The organism is Variovorax sp. GW821-FHT09B05 (assembly GCF_059418265.1).
The window spans coordinates 203,034-224,653 of record NZ_JBWKPN010000009.1; the positions used below are offsets into that span (position 1 = coordinate 203,034).

Consider the following 21,620-nt stretch of genomic DNA (forward strand, 5'->3'; position numbering starts at 1 on the left):
CGCGATGACGCCGATGCTCGACGAGGTCTGGGACGTGCTGGTCGAGCGGGCGGTTGCCCAGGGCCACGGCGCGCTGCTGTTCGGCGCGGGGCGCGTGCTGCGGCGCGCCTGGACCGCGCCCGGCATCGAGGCTTCGGCGCTGATGGCCGCGCTGCCGGCCGAGGGCGCGGCGCTGGCGCCGTACCTGCCGGTGGTGCAGCCCCAGGGCTTTGATCGCCTGCACCTGCGCGCCGCCGATTCGAAGACCGGCGAGGCGCTGTTCGTGGCGCTGCTCGCGCGGCCGGACAGCGCGGACCTTGGCGACGAACTGCGCCTGCTGGCCCACCTGTGGGCCGCGGCGCATTCGGCCGAGCTGGTAGCCGAGCAGCAGGGCGCGCTGCTGCAGGAGCAGTCCGCGATCGTCGAGCACATCACCGACGGCCTGCTGGTGGTCGACCGCGACCTGATGGTCAAGCACATGAATGCCGCGGCCGGCCGCATCCTGAGCCTGCATCCGCGCGAGAGCATCGGCAAGCCCTTCGGCTCGCTGCTCGATTTCGCGCCGATCATCCAGCCACTGCTGGAAACCGGCGAGGGCTACATCGACCGCGAGCTGATCATCGACTCGCCGCAGCGGCACCTGCACCTGGTCGATACCGCGGTGCCGATCAAGAACGCGGCGGGCCAGGTGGTGTCGATCGTGAATTCCTTTCGCGAGATCCAGCGCGCGCGCCGCATGGCCGACCGCATCGCGGGCAACCATGCGCGCTACAGCTTCGACGACGTGGTGGGCACGGCGCCGCCGCTGGTGGCGGCCGTCGAGGCCGCGCGCAAGGCCGCGCGCGGTTTCGCCAACGTGCTGCTGATCGGCCAGAGCGGCGTCGGCAAGGAGGTCTTCGCCCAGGCCATCCACAACGCCAGCGCGCGCGCCGCGGGGCCCTTCATCGCGATCAACTGCGCCGCGCTGCCGCGCGACCTGATCGAGAGCGAGCTGTTCGGCTATGCGCCCGGCAGCTTTACGGGCGCCACGCGCGAGGGCCGGCCCGGCAAGTTCGAGGCGGCCAGCAGCGGCACCATCTTCCTCGACGAGATCTCCGAGCTGCCGATCGACGTGCAGGCCAAGCTGCTGCGCGTGCTGCAGGAGCGCGAGGTGGTGCGCGTGAGCGACACGCGCAGCATTCCGATCGACGTGCGCGTGATCTCGGCCAGCAACCGCGACCTGCAGGCCATGATCGAGCGGCGCGAGTTCCGCGAGGACCTCTACTACCGCTGCCACGTGATCGGCATCGAGCTGCCCTCGCTGCGCGAGCGGCCCGAGGACGTGCCGGTGCTGGTGCACCACTTCCTGCGCAAGTACGCGCAGCTGCTGCGCAAGAACGTGTTCCGCGTCTCGCCGGCCCTGATGCAGCGGCTGGTCGCGCATCCGTGGCCCGGCAACGTGCGCGAGCTCGAGAACACCGTCGAGCGGCTGGTGAACATGACCGATGCCGAGACCGCATGCGTCGACGACCTGCCCGCATGGTTCTCCGGCGGCCCGAAGCCCGACGCCGCGCCGCCGCCGCCGGTGCGCCCGGCCTCCGAGGTGCGCACGCTCGAGGAGGTCGAGAAGGAGGCGATCGCGAATGCGCTGCGTGCCTGCGGCTTCAACGTGACCGAGACCGCGCGCCGGCTCGGCATCGCCAAACCCACGCTCTACGCGAAGATCCGCGGCTATGGGCTGCGGCTGCAGCGCGGCGGGCGCGGCGCCTTCGATGCCGAGGAGGCGCGGCCGGCCGGGCACTGACCCCGATGGCATGGGCGCGAAGGCGTCCGGCACCGGGCGGCTGCCGGCGCGTTGAATGTCCAACAAGGCGCACTTTGCGAATGGCAAATTGCGCCTTCCGCCGGATCGGGCAATGCTGCGGCCATGACTACCGAGACCTCCGTCGACCTCCGGGCCTGGATCGGCCGCACCGAGCGCAGGGGCGACGACGTGGGCGCCGCGTCCCTGTCGGCGCTGGCCGCCACGTTCGACCGGGACGACCTCGCCTTCAACCTGGGCAGCGACGTGCCCCCGTTGTGGCATTGGCTGCACTTCATCCCGCTGGCGCGCCAGGACCAGATCGGCGTCGACGGCCACCCGCTGCGCGGCGGCTTCCTGCCGCCGATCGCGCTGCCGCGCCGCATGTGGGCCGGCGGCGAGCTGCAGTTCCACCATCCGCTGCAGGTGGGCGACGAGATCACGCGCCAGTCGCGGATCCTCGACGTGGATGCCAAGCAGGGCAAGAGCGGGGCGCTGGTCTTCGTCAAGGTCCGCCACGAGATCTCGAATGCCAGGGGCCTGGCCATCACCGAGGAGCAGGACATCGTCTATCGCGACATGCCGGCCGCGGGCGCGCCCGCCCCGGCGGGAACGAAGGCGGCCACGGACGAGGACTACCGCGAGACCGTCGTGCCCGATCCGGTGCTGCTGTTCCGCTATTCCGCGCTGACCTTCAACGGCCACCGCATCCACTACGACCGGCCCTACGCCACCGAGGTGGAGGGCTACCCGGGCCTGGTGGTCCATGGCCCGATGGTGGCCACGCTGCTGCTGGGGCTCGCGAGCCGCCGGCTGCCGCAGCGCCGCGTGCGCGGCTTCGCCTTCCGGGCCGTGCATCCCCTGTTCGACACCGCTGCCTTCGAGCTGTGCGGCAAGGCCCAGGCCGACGGTTCCCAGACGCTGTGGGCACGCAACCATGACGGTGTGCTGGCGATGGAAGCCCGCGCCAGTTTTTTCTAACCCCCAAGCAGCGATCCAATGACGAAGAACGCCGTCGACAAGTACCAAGACATCCGCGATGCCGTGCGCGCACTCTGCGCCGAGTTCCCCGACGAATACCACCGCAAGATCGACGAGCAGCGCGCTTACCCCGAGGCCTTCGTCGATGCGCTCACCAAGGCCGGCTGGCTCGCGGCGCTGATCCCCGCCGAGTACGGCGGCTCGGGCCTGGGCCTGACCGAGGCCTCGGTGATCATGGAGGAGATCAACCGCTCGGGCGGCAACTCCGGCGCCTGCCACGGCCAGATGTACAACATGGGCACGCTGCTGCGCCACGGCTCCGAGCAGCAGAAGCAGCTCTACCTGCCCAAGATCGCCTCGGGCCAATGGCGGCTGCAGTCGATGGGCGTGACCGAGCCCACGACCGGCACCGACACCACCAAGATCAAGACCACGGCCGTGAAGAAGGGCGACCGCTACGTCGTCAACGGCCAGAAGGTCTGGATCTCGCGCGTGCAGCATTCGGACTGGATGATCCTGCTGGCCCGCACCACGCCGCTGGCCGAGGTCAAGAAGAAGTCCGAGGGCATGTCGATCTTCCTGGTCGACCTGCGCGCCGCCGAGAAGAGCGGGATGACGGTGCGGCCGATCCCGAACATGGTGAACCACGAGACCAACGAGCTGTTCTTCGAGAACCTCGAGATCCCGGCCGAGAACCTGATCGGCGAGGAGGGACAGGGCTTCAAGTACATCCTCGACGGGCTCAATGCCGAGCGCACGCTGATCGCGGCCGAGTGCATCGGCGACGGCTACTGGTTCATCGACCGCGTGACGAAGTACGTCAACGAGCGCGTGGTGTTCGGCCGCCCGATCGGCCAGAACCAGGGCGTGCAGTTCCCGATCGCCGACGCCTACATCGAGGTCGAGGCCGCCAACCTCATGCGCTTCAAGGCCTGCGAGCTGTTCGATGCGCACCAGCCCTGCGGCGCACAGGCCAACATGGCGAAGTACCTGGCGGCCAAGGCGAGCTGGGAAGCGGCCAACACCTGCCTGCAGTTCCATGGCGGCTTCGGCTTCGCGAACGAATACGACATCGAGCGCAAGTTCCGCGAGACGCGCCTCTACCAGGTCGCGCCGATCTCCACCAACCTGATCTACGCGTACGTGGCGGAGCACCTGCTCGGCCTGCCGCGTTCCTTCTGAGCGCCATGACGCGAACCCAAGGCAGGCGCCCGCTCGAAGGCATCACCGTCGTCACGCTCGAGCACGCGGTGGCGGCGCCCTTTGCCACGCGCCAGCTCGCGGACATGGGTGCGCGGGTCATCAAGATCGAGCGCCCGGGCGCCGGCGACTTCGCGCGCGCCTACGACCGGCGCGTGCGGGGCGAGGCCTCCTATTTCGTCTGGATCAACCGGTCCAAGGAAAGCATCACCCTTGACGTCAAGCAGCCCGAGGCGCGGCAGGTGCTCGCCAAGCTGCTGGGCCAGGCCGACGTGCTGGTGCAGAACCTCGCGCCCGGCGCCGCGGCGCGGCTCGGCCTGTCCGAGGAAGCGCTGCGCCCGACGCACAAGCGCCTGATCGTCTGCGACATCTCGGGCTACGGCAGCGCGGGACCGTTCCGCGACAAGAAGGCCTACGACCTGCTGATCCAGGCCGAGGCCGGCCTGCTGTCGGTGACCGGATCACCCGAGGAGATGGCGCGCGCCGGCATCTCGGTGGCCGACATCGCCGCCGGCATGTATGCCTACAGCGCGGTGCTGGCGGCACTGATCCAGCGCGGCATCACCGGCGAGGGCAGCCACATCGACGTGTCGATGCTCGAGTGCCTCGCCGAATGGATGGGCAACCCGCTCTACTACGGCTTCGAGGGCCAGGCGCAGGCCGCGCGCGCGGGCGCCAGCCATCCGAGCATCTATCCCTACGGCCCGTTCATGGCGGGCGACGGCAAGACCGTGCTGTTCGGCCTGCAGAACGAGCGCGAGTGGAAGGCCTTCTGCGAACAGGTGCTCGCACACCCGGAACTGGCCACCGACGCGCGCTTCGATGCCAATGCCAAGCGCAGCGCCCACCGGGTGGAGCTCAAGCAGCTGATCGAGTCGCTGCTGCAGCCGCTGACCGCGGCCCAGTGCATCGAGCGGCTCGATGCCGCCCACATCGGCAACGCCAGCGTCAACGACATCGCCGACGTGTGGGCCCATCCCCAGCTGCGCGCGCGGGAGCGCTGGTGCGAGGTGGGCTCGCCCGTCGGGCCGATCCCGGCGCTGAAGCCGCCGGCCGACAACGACCGCTTCGCGCCGCGCATGGACCCGGTTCCCGCGCTGGGCGAGCACACCGATGCCATCCTGCAAGCGCTGGGCTATGGTCCCGAAGACATCGCGCGCCTGCGCGACAGCCAGATCCTCTGAAAGAACATCCGACATGACGACCTCGAACACCCCCGAGTCCATCCTGGCGAGCTTCGCCGCCGACCTGAAGGCCGACGACATCCCGCCGGCCGTGCTGCGCCGCGCCGAGGACCTGTTCCTCGACTGGATCGGCTCGGCGCTGGCCGGCAAGGGCGCGCGCCCGGTCGAGACCATCACCCGCTTCGCATCCGCCATGGGCGCGGGCGACGGCCGCAGCGAGATCCTGATCCACCGCACGCGCTCCAGCCCCCTGATGGCCGCGATGGCGAATGCCGCTGCCTCGCACTTCGCCGAGCAGGACGACGTGCACAACGGCTCCGTGTTCCATCCGGCGGCCGTGGTGTTCCCGGTGGCACTCGCGATCGCCCAGGCGCATGGCCTCAGCGGCGCGCAGCTGCTGACCGCGGCGGTCGCCGGCTACGAGGTCGGCATCCGCGTCGGCGAGTTCCTGGGCCGCTCGCACTACAAGATCTTCCACACCACCGGCACCGCGGGTGCCGTGGCGGCCGCGGTGACGGCCGGCCATCTGCTGGCGCTGACGCCCGAGCAGATGCTGCATGCGATCGGTTCCGCGGGCACCCAGGCCTCGGGCCTGTGGGAGTTCCTGCGCGATGCCGCCGATTCGAAGCAGCTGCACACGGCGCACGCGGCCGGCGCCGGCCTCACGGCCGCCTACCTGGCCAAGGACGACTTCACGGGCGCGCGGCGCATCCTGACCGGCGCGCAGGGCATGGCCGCGGGCATGTCGAGCGATGCCGATCCGGCCCGGCTCACGGACGGCCTCGGTACGCGCTGGGCGCTGCCCGAGACCTCGTTCAAGTTCCACGCCTCGTGCCGCCACACGCATCCCGCGGCCGATGCGCTGCAGCAGATCCTGCAGCGCCACCAGCTCGCGGCCGGTGACGTGAAGGCGGTGACGGCGCAGGTGCACCAGGCGGCCATCGACGTCCTCGGCCCGGTCACGGATCCACAGACCGTGCACCAGTCGAAGTTCTCGATGGGCACCGTGCTCGGCCTGGTGGCCGTGCATGGCCGTGCGGGCCTGGCGGAGTTCGACGGGCACTTCAAGGACGCCGCGGTCTCGGCCTTCCACGACAAGGTCAGCATGGTCCTCGACCCCGAGGTGGACCGGGCCTACCCGGCGCGATGGATCGGCAAGGTGCATGTTGATACCATCGACGGCCGTCGTCTCGAGGGCCGCGTCGACGAGCCCAAGGGCGATCCCGGCAACACCCTCGAGCGCCATGAACTGGAAGAGAAGGCGACGCGCCTGGCGCTCTACCGCCACGGCGCCACGGCCGCCGAGATGCAGAGCGTCATTGGCTGGGTCTGGTCGCTGATGTCGGTGCCGCGCGTCGGTCCCCTGCTGGAGCCTGTCGTTCCTCGTTGACTCAGGGAAGGGCGGCGGCGGGCGAGGGGAAAAGTCGGAAAGCAAGATGATCCATTTCGATCTGGTAGACCTGCGGCTGTTCCTGGCCATCGCCGAGGCCAACAGCCTCACGCGAGGCGCCGAGGCCACGTTCATGTCGGTCTCGGCGGCGAGCATCCGCGTCAAGAACCTGGAGGAGAGCGTGGGCACCAAGCTGCTGTACCGCAGCAGCCAGGGCGTGACCCTCTCGCCGCCGGGCCAGGCGCTGGCCTATCACGCGCGCCTGGTGGTCGGCCAGCTCGAGCACCTGCGCAATGACCTGCAGGAGTACGCGAGCGGCATCAAGGGCCATCTGCGCGTGTTCGCGAGCACGACCGCCATCACCGATTTCCTGCCGGCCGTGATGAGCCGCTACCTCATCACCCATCCCGACGTGAACGTCGACCTGCGCGAGCGCGGCAGCGGCGACATCGTGCGCGCGGTGTCCGACGGCCACACCGACATCGGCATCGTCTCGGGGCGCGTGCGCACCGAGGGGCTCGAGGTCGTGCCCTATCGCGAGGACCGGCTGGTGCTGGTGGTGCCCGATGGCCATGCGCTCGCGGCCCGCTCGCCGGTGCCCTTTGCCGAGACCCTCGAATACGAGCACGTGGTGCTCAACGAGGGCACGGCCATCCATTCGTTCCTGAACCAGATCGCCCGCGACATGAACCGCGTGCTCAGGCCACGCATCCAGGTCGGCAACTTCGAGGCCTGCTGCAAGATGACCGAATCGAACGTCGGCATCAGCATCATGCCGGGCACCTCGGCCGAGCGTTACCGGCAGTACATGGCGGTCCAGGTCATCCAGCTCGAGGACGACTGGGCCCTGCGCAACCTGCAGATCTGCTTTCGCAGCCTCGAGGCGCTGCCGGGCTTCGCGCGCGACCTGGTCGAGCTGCTGAAGGCCGATGCGTTGTCGGCCACGCGGTCCCCGGGCGGCGAGGCCGATTGATTTTCAGACCCCGGGCTCGAGCAGGGCGCGAGCACCGGGGCGCTCTTGTTCATGACTGCGTCGCTGCCGCGCCGGCCAGCCGCAACGCACGCTCGCCTGCTTCCTGCACGATCGCCTGGGCACGCATCATGACGGGGCGGTCCACCATCCTGCCGTCCACCGCGACCGCGGCGCCCGCCGAACGCGCGGCCGCCTCGAGCACGCGGCGCGCCCAGGCGAGCTCCTCTGCGCTGGCGCAGAAGGCCGCGTTCACCGCGCCCACCTGCTTCGGGTGGATGCACAGCTTGGCGCCGAAGCCGAGCCGCCGCGAACGCAGCGTGTCGGCCGCGAGCGCGGCCTGGTCGTCGATCGAGGTGCTGACGCCATCGATGGGCGCGGCCAGCCGGGCCAGGCGCGAGGCCATCACCAACTGCGCGCGGTAGGGCAGCAGTTCGAGCTCGTCGCCCGAGATGCCCAGGTCGAGCTGGAAGTCGATCGAGCCGAACACCAGCCGCTGCACGCCTTGCGCCCGCGCGATGGTGTGGACGTTGTGCAGCCCGGCCGCGGTCTCGATCATCGGAAACACCGCCGTGCCCGCGCCGATGCACGACACGCTGAACACCTCGTCGATGCGCTCCGTCTTCGGCAGCATGATGCCCGCGACACCGGGCAGCCGGGCCAGCGCGAGGTCGTCCTTGAACCAGGGCGTGTCGGCCGCGTTGATGCGGACGATCACGCGATGGTGGGCCGCCAGCCAGGCGGCCACGGAATGGCGCGCCTCGGTCTTGTTCTCGGGAGGCACCGCGTCCTCGAGGTCGATGACGACGGCATCGGCGCCGCAGGCCAGCGCCTTGTCGAAGCGGTCGGGTCGGTTCGCGGGCACGAAGAGGAAGGAGCGTTGGGGCAGTGTCATGGTTTCGCCAGTGAGTTCGCCCTGAAGAATGCCCACCGCGCGCGGGCCGCGCAATTTGCGCTTCCACAAGCCGCCATTGCGCGTGGCCAAACACCGGCCGGACGAGCAGGCCCTGTTCGACATCGACCCCCGCACCGCCCGTGACTTGAGGGCTCGCGAAGTGCCCGTTTGCGAATCTCAAATAGCGCGCGGCACGCGGATCCAGGAAGCTCCGCGCGCCGGCATGCAACGCCGTGCGCAACACCACGGACCCATGAACGAACTGATCCACGCTTCCCGCCCGGCACTCGACACCTTGCATCGACAGTGGGCCCGGGCCCATGAAGCGCTCTGCGCGCAGCCGCTCAAGCTCAGCATGGCGCGCGGCGTGCCGTCGGCGGAGCAGGTCGCGCTGTCCGAGGGTTTGCTGGCGCTGCCCGGCCCGCAGGACTTCCTCGCCGAGGACGGCACCGACTGCCGCAACTACATGGGCCTGCAGGGCCTGCCCGAAGCGCGGCGGCTGTTCGCGTTCATGCTCGGCGTGCCGCCCGAGCAGGTGGTCGCCGGCGGCAACTCGAGCCTGTCGATGATGTACGACTGCGTCTCGCACGCCTGGCGCGCCGGCGTGCCCGGCGGCGGCGAGCCATGGCATGCCGTGCCCTCGGGCGCGGCTTTCCTCTGCCCGGTGCCCGGCTACGACCGCCACTTCGCGATCTGCGAGGCCTTCGGCATCCGGCTAATCCCGGTGCCGCTGCACGACGACGGGCCCGACATGGACGCGGTGCGCGCCCATGTGCAGGACCCGTCGGTGCGCGGCATGTGGTGCGTGCCCAAGTACAGCAACCCGACCGGCGCCGTGTACTCGGACGCGGTCGTCGAGGCGCTCGCGTCCATGCCCACGGCCGCGCCGGACTTCCGCCTGTTCTGGGACAACGCCTACGGTCTGCACCACCTCGGCGTGGAGGAGGTGCAGATCGCGAACATCGCCGAGCGCTGCCAGGCGCACGGCCATGCGAACCGGCCGCTGGTCTTCGCCTCCACCTCGAAGATCACCTTCGCCGGTGCCGGCGTCGCGCTGTTCGGTGCCTCGCCCGAGAACCTGCGCTGGTGGCTCGGTCATGCGGCGGTGCGCAGCGTGGGGCCCGACAAGCTCAACCAGCTGCGCCATGTGCGCTTGCTGCGCGACCGCGTGGGTCTCGAGATGCTGATGCTGCGCCACCGCGCGCTGCTGGCGCCGCGCTTCGACCGCGTGCTGGATGTGTTCGAGCGCGAACTGGGCCCGTTGGGCATCGCGCAATGGACGCGACCGCGCGGCGGCTACTTCATCGCGCTCGACGTGCAACCCGGCACGGCCCGCCGCGTGGTCGAGCTCGCGGGCCGCGCGGGCGTCACGCTCACGCCGGCCGGCGCGCCGTTTCCGGGCGGCATCGATCCGCTCGACCGCACGCTGCGCATCGCGCCGTCCTCGCCGTCGATCGAGCAACTGGGCCGCGCCGCCGAAGTGGTGGCGCTGTGCGTGCGGCTGGCCGCCGCCGAGCAGCTGCTGGCGGCGCGCGCCGCCTGACCTCCCTTTTCCCCATCCCCGCTGGAGCTTTCCGCATGAAGAAGAAACAAGCATCGATCCTGGTCATCGCCACGCTGGCCGCCTGCGGCGCGCTCGCGCAGGCCAACGACACCCTCGCCAAGCTCAAGGCCTCGGGCGCCATCACCGAGGGCGTGCGCGAGTCCTCGGGCCTGGCCTACACGCTGGGCAACGGCCAGTACACGGGCTTCCACTTCGACGTCTGCGCCAACATCATCAAGGACCTCGAGAAGTCGCTCGGCCGCAAGCTCGAGGTCAAGTACCAGCCCGTGACCTCGCAGAACCGCATCCCGCTGGTGCAGAACGGTACCGTCGACCTCGAGTGCGGCTCGACCACCAACAACGCCGCGCGGCAGAAGGACGTGGCCTTCGGCCTGACCACCTACATCGAGGAAACCAAGATCCTCGTGAAGGCGAGTTCGAGCATCCATGCGCTCGCGGACCTCAAGGGCAAGACGGTCGTCACGACCACCGGCACCACGCCGCTGCAGACATTGCGCAAGCAGAAGCGCGCCGAGAACCTGAGCTTCTCCGAGGTCTACGGCAAGGACCATTCCGACAGCTTCCTGCTGCTCGAGTCCGACCGCGCCGATGCCTTCGTGCTCGACGCCTCGGTGCTGGCCTCGTTGGCGGCGAAGTCCAAGTCGCCGAAGGACTTCAGGCTGCTGCCCGACGTGCTGGCCGTGGAGCCCATCGCGATCATGATCCGCAAGGACGACCCCGCGTTCAAGGCCGCGGTGGACGAGAGCATCAAGGCCCAGGCCCGATCGGGCGAGCTCGCCAGGCTCTACGACAAGTGGTTCCTGAAGCCGATCCCGCCCGTGGACGTGACCATCAACCTGCCGCTGGGCGAGGCCACGAAGAACGCCTGGGCCAATCCGAGCGACAAGCCCGCTGAAGCCTACGTGGCCAAGGAATAGGCCTCGGACCCATCCATGCCCCATTCGTCGCGCGCCGTCTTGAGCACTCCTGAAGTGCCTGTTTGCGAATCGCAAATGGCGCCGCGCGCATCGATGTAGGAAGCTTCGTCCACCGATATGAAACGCTACTCACACTGGATCGACGGACAGGAAGCCGCCCCCCTCGGCGGCACCTGGTTCGAAACACACAACCCCTACACCGGCGAGACCTGGGCCGAGATCGCCTCGGGCAGCGCGGCCGACGTCGACGCCGCCGTGCAGGCGGCGCACCGGGCCTTCACCGAGGGGCCCTGGGCCAGGCTCACGGCCACCGAGCGCGGTGCGCTGCTGCGCCGCGTCGGCGACCTGATCGCGCGCGATGCGCGCCGGCTGGCCGAGATCGAGGTGCGCGACAACGGCAAGCTGCTGGCCGAGATGCTGGGGCAGCTCCACTACATCCCGCAGTGGTTCTACTACTTCGGCGGCCTGGCCGACAAGGTCGAGGGGCGCGTGATGCCGCTCGACAAGCCGGGCTACTTCAACTTCACGCGCCGCGAGCCGCTCGGCGTGGTGGCCGCCATCACGCCCTGGAACTCGCCGCTGCTGCTGGCCACGTGGAAGATCGCCCCCGCGCTCGCCGCCGGCTGCACGGTGGTGATCAAGCCCTCGGAGTTCACCTCGGCATCGAGCCTGGAGTTCGCCCGGCTGTTCGAGGAGGCGGGCTTTCCCGCCGGCGTGGTCAACGTGGTCACGGGCTTCGGCCGCGAGGTGGGCGCCACGCTCGTCGAGCATCCGCGGGTCGCGAAGATCAGCTTCACCGGCGCCGATGCCACCGGCCGCGCCATCAACGAGGCGGCAGCGCGCCAGTTCAAGCACGTGAGCCTGGAGCTCGGCGGCAAGTCGCCGAACATCGTCTTCGCGGACGCGAAGCTCGACGACGCCGTGAACGGCGCGGTCTCGGGCATCTTCGCCGCCACCGGCCAGACCTGCATCGCGGGCTCGCGCCTGCTGGTGCAGGAGGCGGTGTACGACGAGGTGGTCGAGCGCCTGCTGGCGCTGGCGCGCACCGCGCGCATGGGCGATCCGATGTCGATGGACACCCAGGTCGGCCCGGTGACCACGCGGCCCCAGTACGACAAGGTGCTGAGCTACATCCGGATCGCGAAGGACGAGGGCGCCCGGCTGCTGCTCGGCGGCGGTCCCGCCACGGGCGAGGCCTGCGGCAGCGGATGGTTCGTGCAGCCGACGATCTTCGGCGACGTCGACAACGGCATGCGCATCGCGCAGGAAGAGGTCTTCGGCCCCGTGCTCTCGATCATCCGCTTCCAGGACGAGGACGACGCGGTGCGCATCGCCAACGACGTGCGCTTCGGGCTCGGCTCGGGCGTGTGGACGCGCGACATGGGCCGCGCGTTCCGGATGTCCGAGCGGCTGCAGGCGGGCATGGTGTGGATCAACACCTACCGCGCCGTGAGCTTCATGTCGCCGTTCGGCGGCTACAAGGATTCGGGCCTGGGCCGCGAGAACGGCATGGACGCGATCAACGAATACCTGCAGACCAAGAGCGTCTGGATCAACACCGGCGCGGCGACGGCCAACCCCTTCGTCATGCGCTGAGCATCGATCCCTTCCTTCCATCATTCACCACCCCACCCACTCCCATGTCCACCATCGATTGGCCCCAGCAAATCTTCGAAGGCTTCAAGAACCTCGGCGTCCGGCAGGTCGCCTACGTGCCCGACGCGGGCCACAGCCAGCTGATCCGCCTGTGCGAGGCGGACCCCGGGATCCACGCGGTCTCGCTCACCACCGAGGAGGAGGGGGTCGCGATGCTCGGCGGGGCCTGGCTCGGCGGCGACCGCGGCGTGCTGCTGCTGCAGTCCAGCGGTGTCGGCAACTGCATCAACATGCTGTCGCTGCAGCACGAGACGCGCATGCCGCTGTTCATGATCGTGACGATGCGCGGCGAGTGGGGCGAGTTCAACCCCTGGCAGGTCGCGATGGGCAAGTCGACGCAGGCGGTGCTCGAGGACTCGGGCGTGTACGTGTACCGCGCCGATTCGCCCGAGGAGGTTCCGCCCACCGTGCTCGCCGGCGCGAAGTTCGCCTACCAGACCGGGCGCAGCGTCGCGGTGCTGATCGGGCAGCGCGTCATCGGCACGAAGAATTTCAACAAGTGAGCACCGCCATGTCATCCACAGCCAAGAACCAAGCCGTCCTGAATCGCCGCGAAGTGGTGGCGCGCATCCTGCGCGACCGGGGCGAGGCGCTGGCCATCACCAGCCTGGGCAACCCGACCTTCGACGTGGCCGCCGCGGGCGACGGTCCGCAGAACTTCTACCTCTGGGGCGCGATGGGCGGCGCCGTGATGGTGGGCCTGGGCCTGGCCCGCGCGCAGCCGAGGAAGCGCGTCATCGTGTTCGTCGGCGACGGCGAGATGATGATGGGCCTGGGCTCGCTGGCGACCGCCGCGGTCGACCGCACCGAGAACCTCACCGTCGTCGTGATCGACAACGAGCACTACGCCGAGACCGGCATGCAGCCGGCCCACGCGGGCCGTGGCGTCAATATCACCGAGGTCGCGAAGGCCACGGGCTTCCCGCAGGCGCTGACGGTGCGCACGGCCGCGGAGCTCGAGGAGGCGGTCGACAGGATCCTCCACGGCCAGGGCCCGGTGCTCGCGACCCTCAAGGTCACCACCGACCCCGCGCCGACGGCGCTGCCGCCACGCGACGGCCCGTTCCTGCGCAGCCGCTTCCGTACCGCGCTGCTGGGCGCCGAAGCGCACGTCTGAGGCCCGCGGCCGCCGCGAACCCTTCGTGCACCGCGACGTCGCGGATGCGTGGAGGCCGCACAACGGCTGGCTCGAACGCCGGCGGCCGTGGCGCGGCCGCTGGCCACACAACAACTTACCGGAGACATCACATGGGCCACACCCACAGCGCATCGAACACGCGGGGCCGCGGCCTCGCCGTCGCGAGCCTCCTGGGCCTCGCGCTCGCCTTCACCTCGTGCCTGCCGGCACGCGCCGACACCGACTACCCCGACAAGCCCGTGCGCCTGATCGTGCCCTTCCCGCCGGGCGGCGGCGGCGACAAGCTGGCGCGGGTGCTCGCGCCGACGCTCGGCGAGCTGCTCAAGACCAGCGTCATCATCGACAACCGCGCGGGCGCCAACGGCAACATCGCGCTGCAGGCGGTGGCCAAGTCCAGGGCCGACGGCTACACGCTCGGCCTCACGCTCACCGATCACATCGCGCTCAGTCCTTCGCTCTACGACAAGCTGCCCTTCGACCCGCTGAAGGACTTCCAGCCGATCGGGCTGATCGCCTCCACGCCCTATGTGTTCACGGTCGACGCGGCCAGCGGCGCGGCCCATCTCGCGGCCGCCATCGCGAAGGCGAAGAAGGATCCGGGCTCGGTGAGCATCGGCTATCCGACCGTGAGCCCGCTGCTGGCGACCGAGCTGCTGCAGAAGCAGTCGGGCGCGAAGTTCAACCTGATCCCCTATCGCGGCATCGCGCAGGGCATGCCGGACATGCTCGGCGGCCGGCTCGACGCCTGGGTCGGGACCAGCGTCACGATGCGCGGCTTCATCGACGGCGGCAAGGTACGCGGCATCGCGGTCACCTCGGCGCAGCGCTCGCCCGCGCTGCCAGGCGTGCCGACCATCGCCGAGAGCGGCTTCCCGGGCTTCGAGCTCGTGAGCTGGTACGGCATCGTGGCGCCGGCCGGAACGCCGGCGGCGATCGTCGCGACGCTCAACGCCAGGCTCAACGAGACGCTGCGCACGCCCGACGTGAAGGCCAGGCTCGAGGCCGATGGCGCGCTGATCCTCGGCGGCGCGCCCGAGCAGCTCTCGCGCGCCCTGCGCGCGGACATGGACCGGCTGGGCCCGCTGGTCAAGGCCGCGGGCATCAAGCCCGAGTGACGCGGCCGATGGGGCTCGCATGAACCCGGTCGAACTCGTGGCCCAGTCGAAGGTTGGGGGCGCTGCGAAGGACCCAGTCACCCGTGGCCTTCGCGTTGCCGCTCAATGCATGGCGTCGGAGGAGATGAAGTGGCAGCCGGGCTTCGCGGCGATGGCCGCGTCGAGCAGCGCCGCGGCAATGGCCGCTTCCGGATTGACACGCCATCGCGCCGGCAGCACCGGCCCCAGGCGCCGCGCCCAGGTCAGCGCCATGCCTTCCGCGCGCCTTTCCTCATGGCGCTCGCCGCCGATCAGGCTGGGCCGGCAGATCGTCAGCGAGCGGAAGCCGATCGCGCGGACGTCCCGCTCCACTTCGCCCTTGGTGCGCGGATAGAAGAAGAGCGAGCTGGCCGAGGCACCCATGGCCGTCACGATCACGAAGGTGCCCACGCCGGCGGCATGCGCGGCCTCGGCGAACGCGACCGGCAGTTCGTGGTCGACGTGGCGGAAGGCCTCTTTCGAACCGGCTTTCGCCTGCGTCGTGCCCAGTGCGCAGACCACGGCATCGGGCCGGTGCGCGATGCAGGCCGGCACCAGGTCCTCGAGCCGCGAGGCGACCGGGTTGACCAGCCTGGCGTGGGCCGCGAGCGGCGTTCGCGTCGGCGCGATCACCTGGGAGAAGGCGTCGTTCGAGAGCGCGAGCTGCAGTGCCCGGCCGCCCACCAATCCCGTCGCACCCAACAGCAGCAGTTTCATGTCGATCGCCTCGCGTGGTTCACCGGAAGCCATTGTGCGGCCCGATCAGGCCTGCGCGTCCAGGTCCTGCTCGTAGGCCTCCAGCGCCTTCGGCTTGCCGAACAGATAGCCCTGGTACAGGTGGCAGCCGTGGCGCGCGAGGAACTCGCGCTGCGCTTGCGTTTCCACGCCTTCGGCGACGATCTGCAGCTCGAGGTTGAGCGCCATGCCGATGATGGTCTGGATCACCAGCTCCACCTTCGGGTTCAGGCCGATGCCGTGCACGAAGTACTTGTCGACCTTGATCTGGTTGAGCGGCAACTGGATCATGTACGACAGCGACGAGAAGCCGGTGCCGAAGTCGTCCATCGAGAACTGGATGCCCATGCCGGCCAGGGTCTTCATCTTGGCGATGGTGTCGGCGACCTTGAACTGCAGCAGGCTCTCGGTCAGCTCGAGCTTGAGCTGGCGCGGATCGGCGCCGGTGCGCTCGAGCACGCGGGCGACCTGCTTGACGAAGTCGTCGGTGCGGAACTGCCGCGCGCTCACGTTGACCGACAGCTGCAGGTGCGCGCGCCGCGGGTCCTCGCTCCAGGCCGCGAGCTGGCGGCAGGCGGTCTCGAGCACCCAGAGGCCGAGCGGGATGATGAGCCCGGTGTCCTCGGCCGCGGCGATGAACTCGCCGGGCGCCAGCAGGCCGCGCGTCGGATGCTGCCAGCGCACCAGCACCTCGGCGGCGACCACGCGGTCCTCGCTCGTGACCTGGCTCTGGTAGTGCAGCACGAACTGCCGCTGCTCGACGGCCGCGTGCAGTTCGTTCTCGAGCGCCGCGCGCGCGGTGATGCTGGTCTGCATGCTGGTCTCGAAGAAGCGCAGCGCGTTGCCGCCGGCGGTCTTGGCGTAGTACATCGCGATGTCGGCCTGCTTGATGACCTCGTCGAGCGAGGCATCGGCGGTGTCGAACAGCGCCACGCCGATGCTGCAGGTGCTGTGGTGCTGCTGGCCGCCGAGCTGGTAGGGCCGGTTGAGCTGCTCGAGGATGGCCGCGCCCATGGCCTCGGTCTCGGAGGTCGCGATCAGCCGCCGCTCGTGCAGCTCGGCCAGCATCACGACGAACTCGTCGCCGCCCAGCCGCGCCACCGTGTCGCCGCGGCGCAGGCAGGCGGTCAGGCGTTGCGCCACCTGCTTGAGCATCACGTCGCCGGTGTCGTGGCCGTGCGCGTCGTTCACGGTCTTGAAGTTGTCGAGGTCGAGGAACAGCAGCGCGCTCCAGCGCGAGCGCCCCGGCACGGCATCGATGGCGTGCTTGATGCGGTCCACCAGCAGCCGGCGGTTGGGCAGGCCGGTGAGCGTGTCGTAGAAGGCGAGCTGCTCGACCTCGTCGGCCGCCTGCTTGCTCTCGGTGATGTTGCGCAGGATCACGATGAAGCGCGGATCGGCCTGCGCGCCGCTGGCCTTGCGCGAGACCGAGATCTCGAACCAGGCCTTGCTGCGCGCGTAGCGGCGCTCGAACTGGCGGCCGCTCGAGCGCCCGGTCTCATTGGCTTCCTTCAACGCCGCCATGACCTCCGCGCTCGCCTGCGGCGGCAGCAGCTCCTGCAGCCGGCGGCCGGCCGGCTGGTCGACCTGGATGCCCGGCAGCGGCACGCGCGGCGCATGGTGGCCGTGACAGATGCCGTCGAGGCCGACCTCGAGCAGCAGGTCGGGCAGCGCCTCGAGCGTGGCCTGCAGCTGGGCCTTGCTCTCGACGATGGCGGCCATGTGGCGCCGCTTCTCCGTGATGTCCTGGTAGACGCAGACGGTGCCGCCGTCGGGCGTGCGGCTGCGCGTGGCATGCAGCACGCGGCCGTCCTCGAGCACCGCCTCCTGCTCGGAATGGTCCTGCGCGAGCTGCGGCATGTTGAGCGCCATCCAGCCGGGCGGGCCGCCCTCGTGCACCACGTGGCGCGCGGTCTCGGCCACCAGTTCGCGAAACGGCAACTGCGGCGCGAGCAGCGGCCGCACCCACGGGAACATCGCGACGAAGCTGCGGTTCCAGGCCAGCACGCGGTCGTCGGCATCGAGCAGCACGAAGCCGCCGATCATCGATTCGAGCGCCTGGTCGAGCGTGGCCTTGGAGCGCACCAGCTCCTGCCGCGACTGCCACTGGCGCCGCAGCTGCAGGTGGGTGAAGGCCGCGATCGCGAGGATCAGCGCGCCGATGACGGCGCCGGTCCACGCGATGCGGTCGCGCTCCTCGCGCCAGTCGCGCAGCGCCGCGGCCAGCGGGATGCTCGCGACGATCAGCAGGTTGCGGTGCAGCGTCGGGCGCGCCACCAGGATCGCGGGCACGCCGCTCAGGCGCGCGGCCATGCGCACGGGCTTGCCGTCGCTGGTCTGCTCACTGAGCGCGGGTTCGAGCTGCCGGCCCAGCAGGTCGTCGCGTGCCGGCACGCTCACCAGCAGCGGACCGGCATCGCGCTCGAGCGTGATCTCCAGGCCCGGGATCGCCGCGCCCTGCGTCGTCACCATGGCCAGCAGCGAGATCTGCACCTCGGCCACGGCCAGCACGCGGCTGCCGTCGGCCAGCGGCACGGCGCGCGCGAAGAACACCACCTTCTGCAGCGTGGCCGGGCTGGCGATCGGCGCGCTCACGGCCATGGTCGACAGCGGCTGCGCCAGCACCGAGCGCGCGAAGCCTTCGGGCAGCGCCATCGGCAGTCGCGCGCCGCGCCGGTCGGAGGAAGCGAGCGGCGTGCCGTCCGCGTCGACGAAGGCGACGAAGCGCACCAGCAGGTTCTGTCGCACCAGGTTGACGATCAGTCGCTGCACCTCGGGCCGGCCGGCCTCCTCGGCGAGGCGTTCGCGCGGCACGGCGCGCAGCTGCTCGCCGGCGCCGGCCAGCAGCATGTCGATGCTCAGCAGCGCGCGGTTGAGCGCCGCCTCGGAGCCGCCCACGAAGCGCATGGCTTGCGTCTCGGCGTTCTCGATCGCCCGGCCGCGCGCCTCCCAGGTGATGCTGGCGGCCACGGTCGCCAGCGTGCCGAGGAACAGCAGCGCCACGCCATAGACCACGGCGGCGACGCGACGGGAGAAGCGCTGTGTCATCGCACGAGCGGGGCGCGGATGCCGACCACGGGACCGACGGTGTCGTTCCAGACCTGCGCGCAGACCGGGCCGCAGCGCTGCAGCCAGGCCGGCAGCACGCGGATGGCGAAGATCTCGCGCCGCCGCGCCTCGTCCTGCGGCGTGGGCGCGACCGCGGTCATGCGGCCCCGGACGGGCTTGGTGCAGGCGTCGGCGCCGGTGTTGCAGGCGATGCCCTCGGTGGTCTCGCGTTCGGACTCGGCCCACACCGCGGCCTCGAGCTTCGGCAGCTCCTGGCGCAGCACCGCCTGCAGGTCGGGCGGCAGCGCCTCGAGGTTCTCGCGGTTGGCCGCGAACACCGCGAGGCCCCAGCTCAGCGGCATGGTGTAGAGCGCGCTCGTGAGTGCATGCAGGCCCAGCGTGTGGCCCGACATGGTGCCGGTGATCGCGCAGTCGGTGTTGCCCGAGCGCATGTTCGGCAGGATGGCCGCGAACTCGGTGTAGACCGGCGTGGCGCCGAGCGCGCGGATGAAGTCGGCCTGCGTGGCGCTCGACACGCGCACGCGCCGCTTCGCGAGGTCGGCCAGCCGCGCGACCGGCCGGTTGCAGAACACGGCCTGCGCCGGGTAGATGTAGATCGCCAGCAGCTCGGCGCCGTAGCGCTCGCGCAGCGCGCCCGCGAGGTAGGGGCGAAAGGCAGCGACCACCCGGCGCAGGGTCGCGATGTCGGGGTTGAGCCCGGCCATGTCGGGCGTGCCGAGCTCGGGGAACTGCATCGCCATCTGGCTCATGAGCGCGGTGCCGAAGGGCACCACGCCGAGCTGGATCAGGCTCAGCATCTCCTGGCCCGGCACGCCCGCGCGGTCGAAGGGCACGATGCTGGCGCTGTAGCGACCGCCGGTGCGTTCGGCGAGCTCCCGGGCCCAGAAGTTCTCCTCGTGCCGCGTGTACTGCGTGATGCCGCCGAGCCCGCCGACGATGCGCAGGCGCTGCACCGGGGTGTCCGGCGCCGGCGTGGTCTGCGCCTGGCAGGCGAACGCGGCGAGCAGCAGCAGGGCGGCGAGCAGGCGGGGCATGGCGTGGCTCCTTCTTCGCGTGGGCGGGCGCATCAGGCGATGCCCGTTCCGCCGGCCAGCGGCCCGGCCTGGGTGGGGCGCGCCGGGCCCGCGTGCGTGTCGCCGAAGAAGGCGAAGCCCGGTCCCTGGCGCTGCTGCTTGACGCGGTACATCGCCTGGTCGGCGCAACGCAGCAACTGTGCCAGCGTGCGGCCGTCCTCGGGGTTGCAGGCGATGCCCAGGCTCATGCCGACCGACACCTCGGCGCCATCGGCCTCGATGGGCTGCAGGCCGGCGTCGACGATGCGGCGTGCCATCTGCGCGAGCGCCTCGCGCGAGGGCCGGCCCGGCACCAGGATCGCGAACTCGTCGCCGCCCAGGCGCGCCACCGTGTCGCTCGCGCGCAGCTGCGCGCGCAGCCGCGCCACCGTCTGCACCAGCACCGCGTCGCCGACCGCGTGGCCGTGGCCGTCGTTGACCTCCTTGAAGCCGTCGAGGTCGAGCAGCATCAGCGCGAAGGGCTGGCCGTTGCGCAGCCATTCCTCGCCGCGGCTCTCCAGGCCGGCGCGGCTGGCGGCGCCGGTCAGCGCGTCGGTGCCCAGCGCTTCCACCAGCTGCTGCGTGCGCGCCGTCAGCGCCTGCTCGGAGCGCAGCACCAGCCGCAGCCGCGAGGCCATCGCCACCGCGAACACCACCAACTCGGCCACCAGCGCCGCCTGCGAGACGTTCATCTGGCCGGGCGCCCATTCGATCCAGCCCCAGCTCGCGAACACGATCGCGCCGATGCCGGCCAGCAGCAGCCCGACCCCGATGCAATAGAGCACGGCCGGCCAGTAGCGCCGCCGAATCGCGAACATCGCGCCGATCACCATCACCGCTGTCGAGGCCACCACCGACATCTGCACCAGCCGGAAGGTGATCAGCGGATGCGCGCCCCAGTGCGCGTAGGGAATGGCCAGCAGCAGCGCGACCGAGAAGGCCTGCACCAGCCGGTCGAGCAGCGGCGCGAAGTGCGACAGCCGCAGCAGCCGCCGGCCGAACTGCAGCTTGCACAGCGCCCACAGCGCGGGCCCGGCCGTGTAGGCGAAGCCGGCGCCGGCCGGCCAGTGGGCGAAGGGATAGCGCAGCGCATGGCCGTTGATGCTCGCGAGCGCCAGCAGGCCGCAGAGGCAGGCCAGCATGTAGTAGGCATAGAGCGCCTCGCCGAACACCACGAACAGCACCAGCCCATAGACCGTGAGCCCGAGCAGCAGGCCGTAGCTGACGCCGTCGAACATGCGCTTGTCCTGCGTCGACTGCAGGTAGTCGGCCGGGTCCCAGAGCGTCACGTCGTAGATGCGCGCGAAGGTCGACTCGACGCGGAAGTACACCGTGTAGACGCCCGGCCCCGGCAGCTCGAAGCGCCAGGCCATCTGCTCGGAGGCGGCCGGCCGCGTGGCCCAGGGGTGGCGCATGCCGGTGACCACGGGCTCGGCCAGCGCGTGGCCCGTGGTGTCGAAGGGGCCATAGAAGCGGATGTCGCGCGTCGACACCGTGGGCACCAGCATCAGCCATTCGCGTGCCGCGTCGGCCGGATCCTGCAGCTGCATCTGCAGCTTGAACCACAGCACGCGGTCGGATTCCTGGCCGCGCAGCGGTTGGTCGGGCAGGGTGAAGCGCGCTTCCTGGGCCGGGGTGCGGACCTCGTCGATGCCCAGGGCGCGGGTCGTGTCCTCGAAGAACTGGAGCTGCAGCACCGCGGGCAGGCCGGCGGCCTGGCGCGCGAGCGAGAGCACCGGCGCCCGGGTGTCGGGCGGCGGCGCGCCCAGGGCCGGCGTCAGCGCGGCGAACAGCAGCCACAGCGCCAGCAGCCAGTGCCGGCAGGGCCTGCGGTGCGCGGCGCGTGGGCGTGCCGGTCCGTCCTCATCCTCGAAGGCGCGAGACCGGACGAACGCGGATACCAGGGACATGGGGCGAACGGAGACGCGCCGCTGCCAGGCGGCATGAATGAAGAAGTTTGCAATTGTGTCCTACGGA

General features: G+C 70.5%; 17 protein-coding genes. 12 read left to right on the plus strand and 5 right to left on the minus strand.

Going from position 1 to position 21,620, the window contains the following annotated elements; all coding sequences use genetic code 11:
• The first annotated feature begins 4 nt into the window (after positions 1 to 4).
• From AC07RM_RS23655 to AC07RM_RS23680, 6 genes are all read left to right on the plus strand, one after another.
• Positions 5 to 1,762, plus strand: coding sequence for a sigma-54 interaction domain-containing protein (locus AC07RM_RS23655; protein WP_495336096.1), 1,758 nt, complete (start codon positions 5 to 7; stop codon positions 1,760 to 1,762).
• Between the two features lie 123 nt (positions 1,763 to 1,885).
• Positions 1,886 to 2,740, plus strand: a complete 855-nt coding sequence (locus AC07RM_RS23660; RefSeq protein ID WP_495336097.1) for an HTD2 family dehydratase — start codon at positions 1,886 to 1,888, stop codon at positions 2,738 to 2,740.
• An 18-nt stretch (positions 2,741 to 2,758) separates the two neighbouring features.
• On the plus strand, positions 2,759 to 3,922 hold the full coding sequence (locus AC07RM_RS23665) for an acyl-CoA dehydrogenase family protein (protein WP_495336098.1): 1,164 nt from the start codon (positions 2,759 to 2,761) through the stop codon (positions 3,920 to 3,922).
• A gap of 5 nt (positions 3,923 to 3,927) precedes the next feature.
• Positions 3,928 to 5,124, plus strand: coding sequence for a CaiB/BaiF CoA transferase family protein (locus AC07RM_RS23670; RefSeq protein WP_495336099.1), 1,197 nt, complete (start codon positions 3,928 to 3,930; stop codon positions 5,122 to 5,124).
• Between the two features lie 13 nt (positions 5,125 to 5,137).
• Positions 5,138 to 6,514, plus strand: coding sequence for an MmgE/PrpD family protein (locus AC07RM_RS23675; RefSeq protein ID WP_495336100.1), 1,377 nt, complete (start codon positions 5,138 to 5,140; stop codon positions 6,512 to 6,514).
• A 46-nt stretch (positions 6,515 to 6,560) separates the two neighbouring features.
• Positions 6,561 to 7,487 carry a LysR family transcriptional regulator gene (locus AC07RM_RS23680; protein ID WP_431513755.1) on the plus strand — a complete coding sequence of 309 codons (927 nt, stop codon included), beginning with the start codon at positions 6,561 to 6,563 and terminating at the stop codon, positions 7,485 to 7,487.
• A 49-nt stretch (positions 7,488 to 7,536) separates the two neighbouring features.
• Here the strand turns inward: AC07RM_RS23680 and AC07RM_RS23685 are convergent, their stop codons facing one another.
• The gene (locus tag AC07RM_RS23685) at positions 7,537 to 8,379 is read right to left on the minus strand and encodes an HpcH/HpaI aldolase/citrate lyase family protein (protein WP_495336101.1); all 843 of its coding nucleotides are present in this window, start codon (positions 8,377 to 8,379) and stop codon (positions 7,537 to 7,539) included.
• Positions 8,380 to 8,632: 253 nt separating this feature from the next.
• Between AC07RM_RS23685 and AC07RM_RS23690 the strand changes: the two genes are divergently transcribed.
• The 6 genes from AC07RM_RS23690 to AC07RM_RS23715 all read left to right on the plus strand — a co-directional run bounded on the left by AC07RM_RS23690 (position 8,633) and on the right by AC07RM_RS23715 (position 14,769).
• Positions 8,633 to 9,922, plus strand: a complete 1,290-nt coding sequence (locus tag AC07RM_RS23690) for an aspartate aminotransferase type Ic (protein WP_495336102.1) — start codon at positions 8,633 to 8,635, stop codon at positions 9,920 to 9,922.
• A gap of 35 nt (positions 9,923 to 9,957) precedes the next feature.
• Positions 9,958 to 10,860 (plus strand): amino acid ABC transporter substrate-binding protein, encoded by a 903-nt coding sequence (locus AC07RM_RS23695; protein WP_495336103.1) that lies wholly within the window; start codon positions 9,958 to 9,960, stop codon positions 10,858 to 10,860.
• Between the two features lie 117 nt (positions 10,861 to 10,977).
• Entirely contained in the window at positions 10,978 to 12,456 is a 1,479-nt protein-coding gene (locus AC07RM_RS23700) for an aldehyde dehydrogenase (protein ID WP_495336104.1), read from the plus strand.
• Between the two features lie 44 nt (positions 12,457 to 12,500).
• The gene (locus AC07RM_RS23705) at positions 12,501 to 13,019 is read left to right on the plus strand and encodes a thiamine pyrophosphate-binding protein (RefSeq protein WP_398494878.1); all 519 of its coding nucleotides are present in this window, start codon (positions 12,501 to 12,503) and stop codon (positions 13,017 to 13,019) included.
• 8 nt (positions 13,020 to 13,027) lie between these two features.
• Positions 13,028 to 13,633: a thiamine pyrophosphate-dependent enzyme gene (locus tag AC07RM_RS23710; RefSeq protein ID WP_495336105.1), complete on the plus strand. Its 606-nt coding sequence runs from the start codon at positions 13,028 to 13,030 to the stop codon at positions 13,631 to 13,633.
• Between the two features lie 131 nt (positions 13,634 to 13,764).
• Positions 13,765 to 14,769 carry a Bug family tripartite tricarboxylate transporter substrate binding protein gene (locus AC07RM_RS23715; protein ID WP_495336106.1) on the plus strand — a complete coding sequence of 335 codons (1,005 nt, stop codon included), beginning with the start codon at positions 13,765 to 13,767 and terminating at the stop codon, positions 14,767 to 14,769.
• A gap of 102 nt (positions 14,770 to 14,871) precedes the next feature.
• On the opposite strand, the gene AC07RM_RS23720 is transcribed toward AC07RM_RS23715, so the two are convergent.
• Genes AC07RM_RS23720 through AC07RM_RS23735 form a run of 4 tightly spaced genes read right to left on the minus strand, consistent with a single transcriptional unit; the run spans position 14,872 to position 21,553 of the window.
• Positions 14,872 to 15,504: an NAD(P)H-binding protein gene (locus AC07RM_RS23720; RefSeq protein WP_495336107.1), complete on the minus strand. Its 633-nt coding sequence runs from the start codon at positions 15,502 to 15,504 to the stop codon at positions 14,872 to 14,874.
• A 45-nt stretch (positions 15,505 to 15,549) separates the two neighbouring features.
• Positions 15,550 to 18,570 carry a bifunctional diguanylate cyclase/phosphodiesterase gene (locus tag AC07RM_RS23725; protein WP_495336108.1) on the minus strand — a complete coding sequence of 1,007 codons (3,021 nt, stop codon included), beginning with the start codon at positions 18,568 to 18,570 and terminating at the stop codon, positions 15,550 to 15,552.
• Positions 18,567 to 19,625: a TRAP transporter substrate-binding protein gene (locus AC07RM_RS23730; RefSeq protein WP_495336109.1), complete on the minus strand. Its 1,059-nt coding sequence runs from the start codon at positions 19,623 to 19,625 to the stop codon at positions 18,567 to 18,569. Before AC07RM_RS23730 ends, AC07RM_RS23725 begins: the two co-directional genes overlap by 4 nt.
• Positions 19,626 to 19,657: 32 nt before the next feature.
• Complete coding sequence (locus tag AC07RM_RS23735) at positions 19,658 to 21,553, minus strand: diguanylate cyclase domain-containing protein (protein WP_495336110.1); 1,896 nt, start codon at positions 21,551 to 21,553, stop codon at positions 19,658 to 19,660.
• Positions 21,554 to 21,620: the final 67 nt, after the last annotated feature.